Source organism: Listeria monocytogenes, from assembly GCF_041765605.1.
GTDB lineage: Bacteria > Bacillota > Bacilli > Lactobacillales > Listeriaceae > Listeria > Listeria monocytogenes_D.
The window spans coordinates 1,505,537-1,520,723 of record NZ_CP168900.1 but is presented as its reverse complement, the minus strand read 5'-3'; the positions used below and the strand labels follow the sequence as shown (position 1 = coordinate 1,520,723).

Here is a 15,187-nt window from a genome sequence, read left to right as displayed (position 1 = left end):
TTCAAATGTTACAATACGTTAGGACTATAAAAATCTATCATGGACAGGAGTGATGGCGGATGGCAAAACGAGATTACTATGAAGTGCTTGGTATTTCCAAAAGCGCCTCAGCGGACGAAATAAAAAAAGCTTACCGGAAACTGTCCAAACAGTATCATCCGGACATAAATAAAGAAGCAGGCGCTGATGAAAAATTCAAAGAAATATCAGAGGCTTATGAAGCATTAAGTGACCCACAAAAACGTGCGCAATATGATCAATATGGACACGTAGATCCAAACCAAGGCTTCGGCGGCGGTGCAGGTGGTGGCTTTGGCGGAGGCGGATTCTCCGGATTTGAAGACATCTTTGACACTTTCTTCGGTGGTGGTGGACGTCAACAAGATCCAAATGCCCCAAGACAAGGTAGCGATTTACAATATACAATGCGTCTTAAATTCAAAGAAGCGATTTTTGGTAAAGATGCAGAAATCGAAATTCCTCGTGAAGAAAACTGTGACACATGTCATGGATCCGGCGCAAAACCAGGAACTACACCTGAAAAATGTAGCCATTGTGGTGGTAAAGGATCTATTAACGTGGAACAAAATACCCCATTTGGTCGCGTAGTCAATAAACGCACATGTCAATACTGTAATGGTACTGGTAAAGAAATCAAAGAAAAATGTCCAACTTGTCACGGTAAAGGCCGCGTGACTAAAACGAAAAAAATCAAAGTGAAAGTTCCGGCTGGTGTGAATGATGGACAACAAATGCGCGTATCTGGCGAAGGGGAAGCTGGTATTAACGGCGGACCTAATGGCGATTTATATGTAGTATTCGTTGTGATTCCAGATGAGTTTTTCGAACGAGAAGCTGACGACATTTATGTAGAAGTGCCAATCACGTTCGTACAAGCTACTCTAGGTGACGAAATCGATGTACCAACTGTGCACGGTAAAGTTCGCCTCAAAATCCCTAGTGGTACACAAACAGGGACAACCTTCCGCTTACGTGGCAAAGGTGTTCCGCATCTTCGTGGAAACGGAACAGGCGATCAACACGTAATCGTCAAAGTAATCGTTCCGAAAAAACTAGATGATAAACAAAAAGAAATCTTACGAGAATTTGCTTCCACTACTGGAGACAAAGTAGACGAACAAACATCTGGATTTTTTGACAAAATGAAACGAGCTTTTAAAGGCGATTGATGAACGTAGAGGTCGATAGTTGTGCAAGAAGCAACCATCGACCTTTTCTACATACTAAAGGAGTGTTGAAAAATGGAATGGTCAGAAGTAGAAGTCCATACAACAAACGAAGCAGTGGAGCCAGTTGCAAATGTTTTAACTGAATTTGGCGCAGCAGGAGTATCCATTGAAGATGTAGCTGATTTTTTACGCGAACGAGAAGATAAATTCGGTGAAATTTATGCATTAAAACGAGAAGATTATCCAGAAGATGGCGTTATCATCAAAGCTTACTTCTTAAAGACATCCGAATTTGTCGAGCAAATTCCAGAAATCGAACAAACATTGAAAAACCTTACAACATTTGATATTCCTCTTGGTAAATTTCAATTTGTTGTGAATGATGTAGACGATGAAGAATGGGCAACTGCTTGGAAAAAATACTATCATCCAGTTCAAATCACAGACCGTATCACGATTGTCCCAAGTTGGGAATCATACACACCCTCTGCTAACGAAATAATCATTGAGCTTGATCCAGGAATGGCTTTCGGTACAGGGACACACCCGACAACGCAACTTTGTATCCGCGCGCTAAGTGATTATTTACAACCAGGGGATGAAGTCATTGACGTTGGTACGGGTTCGGGTGTCTTAAGTATCGCCAGTGCTAAACTAGGAGCTAAATCTATTTTAGCAACAGACCTAGACGAAATTGCCACTCGTGCAGCAGAAGAAAATATTACTTTAAATAAAACTGAACACATTATTACTGTAAAACAAAATAATCTACTTCAAGATATTAACAAAACAAATGTAGATATTGTTGTCGCAAACATTTTAGCGGAAGTCATTTTACTTTTCCCAGAAGATGTTTATAGAGCACTCAAACCAGGTGGTATTTTCATTGCTTCAGGAATTATTGAAGATAAAGCAAAAGTAGTTGAAGAAGCACTTAAAAACGCTGGACTTATCATTGAAAAAATTGAGCAACAAGGAGACTGGGTTGCGATCATTTCCAAACGAGGAGTGGAGTAAATGCAGCGTTATTTCGTAACTAATGAGCTAGAAAATGATAACGATACACTAAGCATTACAGGAGAAAATTTCCATCATATTGCACGTGTAATGCGGATGAAAGAATCCGACCAAGTTTTCATTGTTTTCCCGAGCAAAAAAACATGCATCGCGGCTATTACGGCAATAAATGAAGAAGAGGTATTATTAAATCTAGTGAAATGGCTAGAAGAAGATACCGAATTGCCCATAGAAATCACTATTGCGAGCGGTCTACCGAAAGGCGACAAACTAGAACTCATCATTCAAAAAAGTACAGAACTCGGTGCACATAAATTCATCCCTTATAAAGCCGAACGTTCTGTGGTGAAATGGGATGATAAAAAAGTCATCAAAAAAATCGAGCGCCTTCAAAAAATTGCGCAAGAAGCGACTGAACAATCGCACCGAACTGTCATTCCAGAAGTTCATTATGCTGCTAGTTTCAAAGAATTAATGTATGACCATGTTCATTATGACTATGTTATCGCCGCCTATGAAGAGAGCGCCCGAGAAGGCGAGGATAGTGCGCTTGCTAGCTTATTTCAAACAATGAAGCCTGGACAGTCTGTTTTGTGTATTTTTGGACCAGAGGGTGGCATTAGTGAGAAAGAGCTATTGCATCTTCAAGAAGTGAACGCAAAACTTGCCGGACTTGGCCCAAGAATTTTAAGAACAGAAACTGCTCCGCTCTATGTATTATCAGCTGCTTCTTTCTATTTTGACCTTTACAAAAATAAAAATCGTTAACATTTCAAAGTTTTATGCGAAAGTTAACGATTTCATGTTGACGATGCCCGATGTTTCGTATATAATTTTTAATGAGTGAATGCTTATCTGCATTACTTCAGAATAATTCATAATTTATTTTCCGTTATGTCCTATTCTGGAACTTAAATGAAGGATTTAAGTGAGTGCATGTAAGTGCCGGAGGGAGGGAAAGAGAGATGTCAAAAACAGTAGTTCGTAAAAACGAATCGCTTGAAGATGCTCTTCGTCGCTTTAAACGTACTGTTTCCAAAAGTGGAACTTTGCAAGAATCCAGAAAGCGCGAATTTTATGAAAAACCAAGCGTAAAACGTAAGAAAAAATCCGAAGCAGCAAGAAAACGCAAATTCTAATTAAAAGGCGATGATTTCGTTGACACTGCTTGACAAGTTAAATGAAGATATGAAACAAGCGATGCGCGATAAAGAGAAAGAAAAACTTTCCGTTATTCGTATGTTAAAAGCAGCTTTACAAAACGAAGCAATTCACCAAGGTGTGAAAGATCTTACTCCGGATGATGAAGTAACCGTGATTTCCCGCGAACTCAAACAACGCAGAGATTCTCTAGCAGAGTTTGACAAAGCTGGACGTAGCGACCTTTCTGATAAAGTCCGTTCCGAGATTGTCATTGTAGAGGACTATGCTCCTAAACAACTGACTCCTGAAGAGCTTGAGAACATTGTGAAAGCAACTATCGAAGAAGTTGGCGCATCTAGTAAAGCTGATTTCGGCAAAGTAATGTCCGCAATTATGCCTAAAGTAAAAGGCAAAGCTGACGGCGGTGCTGTTAACCAATTCGTAAAAAAATATCTCTCATAAACTAATTCAAACTAGTTTTGAAACATTAAGAAACAGGATTACTTCCTATTTTATGGAGGAAATCCTGTTTTTTTACGTTTATTTTCAAATGAATTGTGTTACTTCTATCGCTTCGTTTTTCAAGCAAGGCAATTTCGTGTATAATATAACTAATCAAGGCACTTATAACAGGTGAAGGGGTTAGCCAATGCTAAATGAATTTAATGAAGTAGTCGAATTATCTGATGACACAAATATTCAAGATTTATTCGGCAATAATAATAAAAATATCGAACTTTTAGAAGAGTTACTTCAAGTAAAAATTATTACTCGGGGAGAATCACTATCGATCACAGGAGAAGAAGAACCTGTGCAACATACGACTGCTGTTTTAAATGAACTTATTTTAACTGTAAAACGAGGCATTCACATAGACGGTCGAGATATCGCTCAAGCAGTAAAAATGCAAAGAAATGGAACGCTTATTTACTTCCATACTTTATTTGAAGAAGAAATTACAAAAAACGCAAAAGGAATGCCTATTAGACCTAAAACATTCGGACAACGAACCTACATTCAAATGATCAAAAAACACGACATCGTTTTCGGCGTTGGTCCAGCAGGTACAGGTAAAACATATCTGGCAGTTGTGATGGCAGTAGACGCATGGAAAAAAGGAAATGTGAGCAAAATCATTTTAACAAGACCTGCCGTTGAAGCTGGGGAAAGCTTAGGCTTTTTACCTGGTGATTTAAAAGAAAAAGTAGATCCTTATTTGCGCCCTGTATACGACGCTTTATACGACATTTTTGGTACGGAGCATACAACAAGGTTAATGGACCGAGGCGTCATTGAAATAGCTCCTCTGGCTTATATGAGAGGTCGTACACTTGATCATGCCTTTGTCATTTTAGATGAAGCGCAAAATACAACTATTGCCCAAATGAAAATGTTTTTAACACGACTTGGTTATGACTCCAAAATGATTGTCAATGGAGATATGACACAAATTGACTTACCAAAAGGTGCAACTAGCGGTCTTGTCAATGCAGAACAAGTTTTAAAAGATGTAAAAGATATCGGTTTTGTTTACTTTGAACATCATGATGTAGTCAGACACCCACTCGTTGCTGAAATTATTAAAGCTTATGAAGGGAAACAAAATTAGAGAGGAGACAAAGATGTGAAACTAGCCAAGAAATGGAGAGATTGGTACATCGAAAGTGGAAAGAAATACCTTTTTCCGCTGCTCCTTGTTTGCTTTGCAGTTGTAGCTTATTTTCTCGTTTGCCAAATGACGAAACCGGAATCTTACAATGTTAAACTATTCCAGGTGGCTGAAAAAACAATTCGTTCACCTCAAACGGTGGAAGATACAGAAAAAACAAAAGAAGAAAGGACCAAAGCAAGCGATGCTGTAGAAGATGTATATGTCTACAATCGTGAAACTGGTCAAAACCGAGTAGCACTTATCCAAAGTTTATTCGCTTATGTAAATGAAGTAAACGCAGAAGCCCAGGAAAACGATAATAAAAATAAAGAAAAAGCAAAAAAAGAAAACAAACCTGCTCCTGCGCCAACGACTACTGAAGACAAACTAAAAAGCTTAAAAGACAAATTATCTAGTAATGTATCCGAAAAAATAACTTCTAACATATCTGACGAAGTTTTCACTACATTAATCGAGGCGAAAAGTAAAGATTTTAATGTTATGGAAGATGTTGTTACAACAGAAGTCGCAAAATCCATGGAAAATAAAATCCGGGATGAAAACTTAAATTCAGTAAAAATTAGAGCTCGTGATGATATTGAACTTTCAGCGATACCAGCTTACTACAAAAATGTCTCCAAAGCTTTAGTTTCATACGCTATTGTACCCAATGAAATTTATGATGAAGAACAAACAGATGCACGACGTAAAGAAGCTGCACAATCCGTTGTTCCTGTAAAAATTTTACAAGGCCAAGTTATTGTTCAAGAAGGTCAAATCGTTGATAGAGAAACCTATCGTCAATTAAAAATGTTACACTTACTTGATCAAAAAATGCCTGTAAAACAGTACGCTGGATTTGCTATTTTCATTATTGCTTTAGCAGCAATCCTATTTCTTTACACGAAAAAGCAATCTCAACCTAAAGCGAAAAAAATGCAAACAATGCTTATTTTTTCCTCGGTTTATCTTGTTTCTTTATTCATGTTATTAATTATTCTATTCTTAGAAACGCAAAACATCTCGAACATTGCTTTCTTATTCCCAGCCGCCTTTGCACCGATGATTCTCAAAATCTTGCTTAATGAGAAATATGCCTTTTTAAGCGTCATCTTTATTGCTGTAACTAGCTTGTTAACATTTCAAAATGATGCGACAAGTGGTATAACTATTTTCATCTTATTGAGTGGGGCGACAAGTGTGGTTGTGTTGCGCGACTATAGTAGACGTTCAGCCATTATGTTTTCTGGCTTTATGGTCGGTTTGATTAATATGGTGTACGTGTTACTTTTATTATTAATAAATAACAGCACATTGCTGCAAGTTTCTACACTAATGGCGCTTGGATATGCCTTTTTAGGTGGATTTGGTGCGTTTATTCTTGGGGTTGGAGTTATTCCGTTATTCGAAACGATTTTTGGTTTATTAACAACGAGTCGTTTGGTTGAGTTAGCCAATCCAAATCATCCATTATTGAAGAAAATATTAATGAAAGCTCCTGGTACGTATCATCATAGTATGATGGTAGCCAATTTAGCAGAAGCTTGTGCTGATAAAATCGGAGCCAATAGTTTACTTGTTCGTGTTGGCTGTTTTTACCATGATATTGGAAAAACACTAAGACCTCCTTATTTTGTAGAAAATCAATTGCAGGGAATTAATCCTCACGATAGGCTGACACCAGAACAAAGTCGTGATATAATTCTTTCGCATACGAAAGACGGGGCAGAGATTTTAAAAGAAAATCATATGCCACAACCAATTATTGATATTGCACTGCAACATCACGGGACTACATTGCTTAAATATTTCTATTTTAAAGCAAAAGAAACAAATCCCGATGTGAAAGAGGCAGACTATCGTTACAGTGGTCCGAAGCCACAAACAAAAGAAATTGCCATTATTAACATATCAGATAGCGTAGAAGCTGCTGTTCGTTCTTCAACAGAGCCAACAATGGCAAAAATAACAGAAATTATTGATGGAATTATTAAAGATCGTTTCCTTGATGGGCAATTTACAGAATGTGATATTACGATTCAAGAAATCAAAATCATTCGTGATACATTAATCGCCACATTAAATGGAATATATCATCAACGAATTCAATATCCTGATGACAAAGATTGAAATAGGAGGGGAAAAGATGACGGTCTTAGAAATTGATTTATTAGACGAAACTAAGAAATTACCTGATGAAGATAAACAGCTAGTTGAAAATATTTTACAATTTGCTGCAGAATATTTAAAAATCGAACAAGGCACAGAGCTCTCACTTACTTTTACAACGAACGAAGGCATTCGTGAGATTAACCGTGAATACCGTGACAAAGATCAAGCGACAGATGTTATTTCGTTTGCGCTGGAAGAAATGGGTGACGGGGAAACGGAAATTGATTGGGGCGAGTTTGATTTAGAAACGCCTCGCATGCTTGGCGATATTATTATTTCGACTGAAAAAGCAGAAGAGCAAGCCAAAGATTACGGACATACAAAAGCAAGAGAATTAGGTTTCTTAGCAGTTCATGGATTGCTGCACTTGCTTGGGTATGATCATATGGAGCCTGACGAAGAGAAAGTCATGTTTGGCTTACAAAAAGAAGTGTTGGATGCTTATGGACTTGAAAGATAGAAAATACAAACGTAGTAAAAATTATGCAGAATCTTTTCATCATGCTTTTACTGGACTAAAAACTGCTTTTTTAGAAGAACGTAATATGAGATTTCATACTTTTGCAGCGCTTGCTGTTGTCATCTGTGGCTTTTTCTTTCATGTAACTAAATCTGAATGGATTTTATTAATCCTTTCTATTTTTGGTGTGTTAACGCTAGAGATGGTAAACACAGCGATTGAACGAGCGGTGGATGTGGCGACAGAGCAATACATTGATGAGGCGAAAAAAGCGAAGGATGTAGCTGCTGGAGCTGTACTGTTAGCAGCAATTGTAGCAAGTTTTATTGGACTAATAATATTCATACCATACTTTTGCCAGATGTTTTTATAAAAAGAAGGGATTGTGACTTGGTAAATGAAAGAAAATAATTTTATCTCACTCGCTAAACAAGCAAGAGAATTTGCGTATGTTCCTTACTCGAAATTCCCAGTAGGAGCAGCTCTTGTTACATCAGATGACGAGGTTGTACTTGGTTGTAATATTGAAAATGCATCTTTTGGCTTAACGAATTGCGCGGAACGAACGGCTATTTTTAAAGCTGTATCAGAAGGAAAACGGGATTTTAAACAGCTAGTTGTCGTAGCTGATACAGATGGACCAGTTTCGCCTTGCGGAGCATGCAGACAAGTAATCAGTGAATTTTGTGCGCCAGATATGCCAGTAATTTTAACAAACTTAACAGGAAAAACAGCGACGGTAACAGTGAAAGAACTTTTACCAGGCGCATTCACATCGGAGGATATGTTATGAGTGAACCATTTAAATCAGGATTTGTAGCTATAGTTGGGCGACCTAACGTTGGGAAATCAACTTTATTAAATCACATCATTGGCCAAAAAATCGCTATTATGAGCGATAAAGCCCAAACAACTAGAAATAAAGTACAAGGAGTTTATACAACAGACGAGTCACAAATTATTTTTATCGATACACCAGGTATACATAAACCAAAACATAAATTAGGCGATTTCATGGTAAAAATCGCATTAAATACTTTTCAAGAAGTAGATTTAATTTATTTCGTAATTGATGCCTCTACTGGATTCGGTCGCGGAGATGAATTTATCATTGAAAAACTGAAAAATGTACAAACACCAGTCTTTCTATTGATTAACAAAATTGATTTGATAGCTCCAGAAGACTTATTCAAATTGATTGAACAATACCGCGATTTAATGGAATTTGACGAAATTATTCCTATTTCAGCACTTCAAGGAAACAATGTACCTAACTTATTAGAACAAACGAATGCTAATTTAGAAATCGGACCAATGTATTATCCAAAAGATCAAATCACCGATCATCCCGAGCGCTTCATCATTTCTGAACTTATTCGTGAACAAGTTTTACAATTAACACGAGAAGAAGTGCCGCATTCGGTGGCCGTAGTTATTGAGGGGATTGAAAAAAATCCTAAAACAGAAAAGCTTACGATCAATGCTACCATCATTGTAGAAAGAAGCACGCAAAAAGGAATTATCATTGGTAAACAAGGACAAATGCTAAAACAAATTGGTATGCGAGCTAGAAAAGAAATTGAGCGTTTACTTGGCTCCAAAGTTTTCTTGGAAGTATGGGTGAAAGTTCAAAAAAATTGGCGCGACAAAGAACATTATTTGCAAGATTACGGTTTCGACCGCGAAGAGTATTAAAAAAAAGCATCTGACGCACAATTTCGATTGCGCATCAGATGCTTTTACTTATTCGTTTATTGTAGTCCAGTTATAGTTGTCGTACTCTACATCATATGGTCCAAGGTTATACACTTCATAATAAAGTGTTAATTCTTTTGTTTCACCAGGTTGAATCTCTCCTGAGAAAGTATCTTCGGTGATTTGTCGACCATAATCATCATCCGCATTATCATAAAGCGAAACATCTTCGGAGTAAAATGTGATTGGGTCAGAGCTAGTATTGACGTACTTTACTTTCACTTTATAAATGTCATAACCTTCCTTTTTCTGGGAAAGTTCAGGTTTGTAAATGGTCACTGTACTATTATTCTCTATTTCAACAGCTTCTCCGTATTTTACATCTGTGTAGTCATCATAATAATCTTCGTCATATTCGTCATCATAATCATCACTTGTTTCATAATTATAATCGGCTTCATAGTTATAAGTAGAGAAGGGATTATTCATTCCTTCAAACAATTTAATTGTTGTTACATTGAGCCCAATTATTAATACTAAGAAACCAATTCCCATTGATAATCCAGCAACAATAATCCCTACCCATTTCTCTTTTCTTACAATAAGAAAAATAATTCCCACAATAACACCTATGAATGTGAGTGTAAATAAGCTTGTTAGTAATATAAGTAACATATCCATAGTAAAAAAATCCTTTCTGACTTACCTTTTTCTCTATTTTACAATAGCCACGCAAGGAAAGATAGCAAAAAATATAAAAAGACATAATCGTTAAGAAAATGTTATAATAAGACGTGTAAAAAAGGGAGGAGTGCCACATGGAAAAATGCGAAGGAATCGTGATACGACAAACGAGTTACCGTGAATCAGATAAAATTGTCCGAATGTATACACGTGAATTCGGAAAAATTGGTGTGGTAGCTCGCGGGGCAAAAAAAACGAAAAGCAGATTGGCTGCAGTAACACAACTATTTACGAATGGTTATTTTACTTTCTTCGGCGGTAATGGACTCGGCACACTTCAACAAGGAGAAGTAATAGAAACATTCTCCTCTATTCAGCAAGATATTTTTATGACTGCTTATGCGACCTATGTTTGCGAATTGCTGGATAAAGCAACAGAAGAACGTCAACCGAATCCGTATCTATACGAATTAACTTTTCAAATTTTACGAGATATCGACGAGGGTTATGATCCGCAAATCCTTACTCAAATATATGAAATGAAAATGTTGCCTGTGCTCGGTCTTTATCCAACGATGGATAAATGTGCTATTTGCGGCGAAACAACTGGACATTTTGATTTTTCGACAAGCAGTAATGGTATTATTTGTCATCGCTGTTTTGAGAAAGATCGGTACAGAATGCATTTGCCGGAAAATGTCGTAAAACTTTTACGCCTGTTTTTCATTTTTCAATTGGATAGACTTGGCAACATTGATGTAAAGCAAGAAACAAAGGACTGGCTTCAAAAAGCAATTGATACTTACTACGATGAATATTCTGGTTTGTATTTAAAAAGCAGGAAATTTATACGAGAAATGGACAAATGGGAAAATATGTTAAAAAAAGATAGCGACGATTGACTTTTTAGCAAAAATACAGTATCTTTTAATATATCAACTAATAGGTGCGTTGAAGGAAAATAGTAACAAAAAGCTCTATTTTTAGCGAGTTCGGGTTTGGTGGGAGCCGAATATTTAACTTTTTGTGAAGGCGTTCTGGAGTACAGCGAAATCAAGGTGGGAATTGTTTAATTCCAAATAGGGTGGAACCGCGAGCTAACTCTCGTCCCTATATGCTTTAAATCAGCATATAGAGACGAGAGTTTTTATATTGGCTGAATTATTTTTGGAGGTGGAAGCAATGAATTTACAAACAATGATTAGAACATTACAAGATTATTGGTCCGAGCAAGGTTGTATTATGTTGCAATCGTATGACGTGGAAAAAGGTGCCGGTACAATGAGCCCGTACACTTTCTTAAAAGCAATTGGTCCGGAACCGTGGAAAGCGGGTTACGTTGAGCCGTCGCGTCGTCCTGCTGATGGTCGTTACGGTGAAAATCCAAACAGATTATTCCAACATCATCAATTCCAAGTAGTAATGAAGCCTTCTCCTGACAATATTCAAGAGCTTTATTTAGGGTCTTTAGAAAAATTAGGCATCAATCCACTTGAACATGATATCCGTTTTGTAGAAGATAACTGGGAGAATCCTTCGCTTGGTTGTGCGGGTCTTGGTTGGGAAGTATGGTTAGATGGAATGGAAATCACACAATTCACTTATTTCCAGCAAGTAGGTGGTTTAGAATGTTTCCCTGTTACTTCCGAAATCACATATGGTGTAGAGCGTTTAGCAAGTTATATTCAAGATAAAGAAAATGTATTTGATTTAGAATGGACAGAAGGTATTAGTTACCGCGATATTTTCTTCCAAGCAGAATTCGAAAACTCGACATATGCGTTTGAAACTTCGAATACAGATATGTTGTTGACACTTTTCGACACATATGAAAGAGAAGCCACTCGCCAAATGCAAGACGGCCTTGTTTTCCCAGCATATGATTACGTATTGAAATGTTCGCATACGTTTAACCTTTTAGATGCTCGCGGGGTTGTATCGGTTACCGAACGTGCGCAGTATATCGGTCGAATTAGAAACTTAGCAAGACGCATCGCGAAAACATTTTATGAATCACGAGAAAAACTAGGCTTCCCATTACTCAAAGAAGAGGGAGGAAAACGTCATGAGTAAAGACTTTTTATTAGAAATTGGTTTAGAAGAAATGCCTGCACAATATGTGACTAGTTCTGTTTTACAACTAGAAAAACGTGTAACGGACTGGCTAACTGAAAATAAAATCGAGTTTGGCGAAATTAAAACCTATTCAACACCAAGACGCTTAACTGTTCTTGTAGAAGGAATGGCAGAAGAACAAGCAAATCGTGTAGAAGAAGCAAAAGGTCCAGCGAAAAAAATTGCTTTGGACGATGAAGGCAATTGGTCAAAAGCTGCATTAGGTTTTGCTAAAAGCCAAAAAGTCGACCCTGCTGATCTTACTTTCCGTGATATTAAAGGCGTGGAATATATTTACATTAAAAAAGAAGTCATCGGTGAAAAAACAAGCACATTACTTCCAAATTTAGAAAAAGTAGTAACTAGCATGACTTTCCCAGTAAGTATGCACTGGGGTAGCAATGATTTAAGATATATTCGCCCAATCAAATGGCTTATTGCAATGTTTGGCGAAGAAATCATTCCATTTGAGATTACTGGAGTAACAACAAGTAACACATCGCGTGGTCACCGTTTCTTAGGTAAGTCAGCCACAATTAAACAACCTAGCGACTATCCGAATGCGTTATTAGAACAATTTGTAGTTGTGAATGCAGAAGAACGTAAACAAGCTATCGTAGAACAATTACGTGAACTAGAATCCATGGAAAATTGGCAAATTAAAGAAGATGATGACTTACTAGAAGAAGTAACAAATCTAGTCGAATATCCAACAGTTTTATCTGGTAATTTCGAGAAAGAATATTTAGAATTACCAGAAGAAGTGTTGATCACTACTATGAAAGAACACCAACGTTATTTCCCTGTATTTAGCCAGGCGGGTGAACTATTACCTCATTTTGTTACTGTACGTAATGGAAATCATGAAAATCTTGACACAGTCGCTCGTGGAAATGAAAAAGTCTTGCGCGCTCGTTTGTCAGATGCTGATTTCTTCTATCAAGAAGATTTAAAAATGACGATTGACGAAGCAGTTGCTAAACTTCAAAATATCGTTTTCCATGAAAAATTAGGTACATTAACGGAAAAAATGAAACGCGTTCAAAAAGTAGCTCTAATGCTTGCTGACTATTTAGATTGGCAAGAAGAAGATAAACAAGATATTATTCGGTTAACGAATATTTATAAATTTGATTTAGTAACAAATATTGTCGGTGAATTCCCTGAACTACAAGGATTAATGGGTGAAAAATATGCGTTATTACAAGGTGAAAAACCTGCAATCGCAACTGCAATTCGTGAGCATTATTTACCAAACTCAGCGGAAGGTGAATTACCACAAACTGATTTAGGTTCTTTAATTGCTATTGCAGATAAATTAGAAACACTTATTGGATTTTTCTGCGTGAACATTGTTCCAACAGGTTCCGCTGATCCATTTGGTTTACGCCGCAGTGCTTTTGGAGCGATGCGAATTATTCAAGCAAACGGCTGGGATATCCCAATGCTAGAAGTTATTTCTCGTATTGTTGATATGGAACGCGCGGAAGGATCTGCTGAATTACCTGGAGCAGACGTGAAGAAAGAAGTACAAACGTTCTTGAAAAACCGCCTACGTGTTATTCTACAAGGTCACCATATTCGCCACGATATTATTGATGCTGTTATCGGCGGGGACCCAAATGTGATTCCACAACTTATCGACCGCGCGCAAATTCTAAATGAACATGCAGAGGCTGAATGGTTCCGTCCAACGATTGAAGCACTTAGTCGTGTCGTGAAAATTGCTAAAAAATATGAAGATGGCGTGGAAGTTGATCCAGCGTTATTTGAAAATGAATACGAACAAGCTCTCTTTGATAAATTAGAAAAACTGAAATTCGATTATGCAGGTCTAACGATTATTGAACGTCTAAAAGCTTTTGCAGATTTACGCACAACGATTGATGCTTATTTTGATAATACGCTTGTTATGAGTGATAATGATGAGTTGAAAAATAACCGTCTAGCACTATTATTCGAACTTGCAAGCTTCATTAAAGAATTTGCTCAAATGGATGAAATTAATGTAAAATAAAAGGAAGAATTTGAGCAAAGAGGAGGAAGTATGTATGACTCAACCAGCCGTATACGTGGTTTCCGATTCAACAGGAGAAACGGCCGAACTTGTGACAAGAGCGGCACTTAGTCAATTTGGTCAGACACCGAAATTTATCCATCGTTTTCACCACGTCGATTCTTCTCATATGATTGAAGAAATTGTCGACTTAGTGGCCGTGAATAATGGTATTATCGTACATACGATTGTACTGGAGAGCGTTCGGGAAGAGCTAAATAAAACAGCTCAAGCTTTCGGTGTGCCAATTATTGACTTATTTGGTCCGCTTTTAAATCAGTTAGAGGAAACGTATAAAATCAAGCCACTTTCTGAACCAGGGCGCGTTCGTTCGATGGATGAAGCGTATTTCAATAAAGTAGCAGCAATTGAATTTGCCGTTGAAAATGATGATGGTCGTAATCCTAGAGGTATTTTGCAAGCGGATTATGTTTTAATTGGTATTTCAAGGACATCAAAAACGCCTTTATCACAGTATTTGGCTCTAAAAGGGTTGAAAATCGTTAATATTCCAATCGTTCCAGAGGCACAAATTCCAGATGAACTTTTTGAAATTGATCCGAAAAAAATTATTGGTTTAAAAATCAGCAAACAAAAATTGACGAAAATCAGACAAGAACGATTAATTTCCATTGGTCTTCCGGGTGCCGGTACGTATGCTAGTAACCAGCGCATTGATGAGGAACTAGCGATTTTTAATAAACTAGCGAGCAAACTTAATTGTTTCGTCTTAGATGTGACAAATAAAGCCATTGAAGAGACTGCAAATGAGATTTTAATCCATATTGGTGAAATTGTTGATGAAAATTTAGAATTATAAGAAGGACTTTTAGTTTTTGTGGCGAATATATATATTATACGGGAAAATCTGCTTGTAAAAGTGCGTATCTTCCCGTATAATCTAATTTCGCTTACAAAAAAAGCTAAATCTATGCATATTATTTTAAAAACGGGTGGAAAAACTCGTTTTTTAACATGCCTTCATAGATTTTGAAGAGAGGATG

At 37.1% G+C, this 15,187-nt stretch carries 16 protein-coding genes and 1 other annotated feature; of the genes, 15 read left to right on the top strand and 1 reads right to left on the bottom strand.

The annotated features are described in order from the left end of the window. Positions 1-59: 59 nt before the first annotated feature. The 11 genes from dnaJ to era all read left to right on the top strand — a co-directional run bounded on the left by dnaJ (position 60) and on the right by era (position 9,328). Entirely contained in the window at positions 60-1,190 is a 1,131-nt protein-coding gene (gene dnaJ / locus AB2Q86_RS07820) for a molecular chaperone DnaJ (RefSeq protein ID WP_003721979.1), read from the top strand. A 72-nt stretch (positions 1,191-1,262) separates the two neighbouring features. Continuing rightward, entirely contained in the window at positions 1,263-2,207 is a 945-nt protein-coding gene (gene prmA, locus AB2Q86_RS07815; RefSeq protein ID WP_012581307.1) for a 50S ribosomal protein L11 methyltransferase, read from the top strand. Next, a complete protein-coding gene (locus AB2Q86_RS07810) occupies positions 2,208-2,975 on the top strand; it encodes a 16S rRNA (uracil(1498)-N(3))-methyltransferase (protein WP_012581308.1) in 768 nt (255 codons plus the stop codon). Positions 2,976-3,172: 197 nt separating this feature from the next. Beyond that, positions 3,173-3,346 carry a 30S ribosomal protein S21 gene (rpsU, locus tag AB2Q86_RS07805; protein ID WP_003719762.1) on the top strand — a complete coding sequence of 58 codons (174 nt, stop codon included), beginning with the start codon at positions 3,173-3,175 and terminating at the stop codon, positions 3,344-3,346. 19 nt (positions 3,347-3,365) lie between these two features. Further along, a complete protein-coding gene (locus AB2Q86_RS07800; RefSeq protein ID WP_003736634.1) occupies positions 3,366-3,812 on the top strand; it encodes a GatB/YqeY domain-containing protein in 447 nt (148 codons plus the stop codon). 187 nt (positions 3,813-3,999) lie between these two features. Then, positions 4,000-4,959 (top strand): PhoH family protein, encoded by a 960-nt coding sequence (locus AB2Q86_RS07795; RefSeq protein WP_003726017.1) that lies wholly within the window; start codon positions 4,000-4,002, stop codon positions 4,957-4,959. Positions 4,960-4,974: 15 nt separating this feature from the next. Then, entirely contained in the window at positions 4,975-7,131 is a 2,157-nt protein-coding gene (gene pgpH, locus AB2Q86_RS07790; RefSeq protein ID WP_003730439.1) for a cyclic-di-AMP phosphodiesterase PgpH, read from the top strand. A gap of 16 nt (positions 7,132-7,147) precedes the next feature. After that, a complete protein-coding gene (gene ybeY, locus AB2Q86_RS07785; RefSeq protein ID WP_003730438.1) occupies positions 7,148-7,633 on the top strand; it encodes an rRNA maturation RNase YbeY in 486 nt (161 codons plus the stop codon). Beyond that, a complete protein-coding gene (locus AB2Q86_RS07780; RefSeq protein ID WP_003727428.1) occupies positions 7,611-8,006 on the top strand; it encodes a diacylglycerol kinase family protein in 396 nt (131 codons plus the stop codon). Before ybeY ends, AB2Q86_RS07780 begins: the two co-directional genes overlap by 23 nt. A gap of 24 nt (positions 8,007-8,030) precedes the next feature. Continuing rightward, positions 8,031-8,426, top strand: a complete 396-nt coding sequence (locus AB2Q86_RS07775) for a cytidine deaminase (protein ID WP_003730437.1) — start codon at positions 8,031-8,033, stop codon at positions 8,424-8,426. Beyond that, the gene (gene era / locus AB2Q86_RS07770; RefSeq protein ID WP_003730436.1) at positions 8,423-9,328 is read left to right on the top strand and encodes a GTPase Era; all 906 of its coding nucleotides are present in this window, start codon (positions 8,423-8,425) and stop codon (positions 9,326-9,328) included. Before AB2Q86_RS07775 ends, era begins: the two co-directional genes overlap by 4 nt. Positions 9,329-9,376: 48 nt before the next feature. On the opposite strand, the gene AB2Q86_RS07765 is transcribed toward era, so the two are convergent. Further along, on the bottom strand, positions 9,377-10,009 hold the full coding sequence (locus tag AB2Q86_RS07765; protein WP_012581309.1) for a DUF4352 domain-containing protein: 633 nt from the start codon (positions 10,007-10,009) through the stop codon (positions 9,377-9,379). 137 nt (positions 10,010-10,146) lie between these two features. Here AB2Q86_RS07765 and recO point away from each other — a divergent pair, with 137 nt between their 5' ends. From recO to AB2Q86_RS07745, 4 genes are all read left to right on the top strand, one after another. Next, complete coding sequence (recO, locus tag AB2Q86_RS07760; protein WP_003730435.1) at positions 10,147-10,914, top strand: DNA repair protein RecO; 768 nt, start codon at positions 10,147-10,149, stop codon at positions 10,912-10,914. Positions 10,915-10,954: 40 nt separating this feature from the next. Further along, positions 10,955-11,127: a binding site (T-box leader), on the top strand. A 67-nt stretch (positions 11,128-11,194) separates the two neighbouring features. Continuing rightward, positions 11,195-12,085, top strand: coding sequence for a glycine--tRNA ligase subunit alpha (gene glyQ, locus AB2Q86_RS07755; protein ID WP_003721965.1), 891 nt, complete (start codon positions 11,195-11,197; stop codon positions 12,083-12,085). Beyond that, on the top strand, positions 12,078-14,144 hold the full coding sequence (gene glyS, locus AB2Q86_RS07750; RefSeq protein WP_012581310.1) for a glycine--tRNA ligase subunit beta: 2,067 nt from the start codon (positions 12,078-12,080) through the stop codon (positions 14,142-14,144). The genes glyQ and glyS overlap by 8 nt, the downstream gene beginning before the upstream one ends. Positions 14,145-14,178: 34 nt before the next feature. Next, positions 14,179-15,003: a pyruvate, water dikinase regulatory protein gene (locus AB2Q86_RS07745; protein WP_003721963.1), complete on the top strand. Its 825-nt coding sequence runs from the start codon at positions 14,179-14,181 to the stop codon at positions 15,001-15,003. The last annotated feature ends 184 nt before the right edge of the window (positions 15,004-15,187 follow it).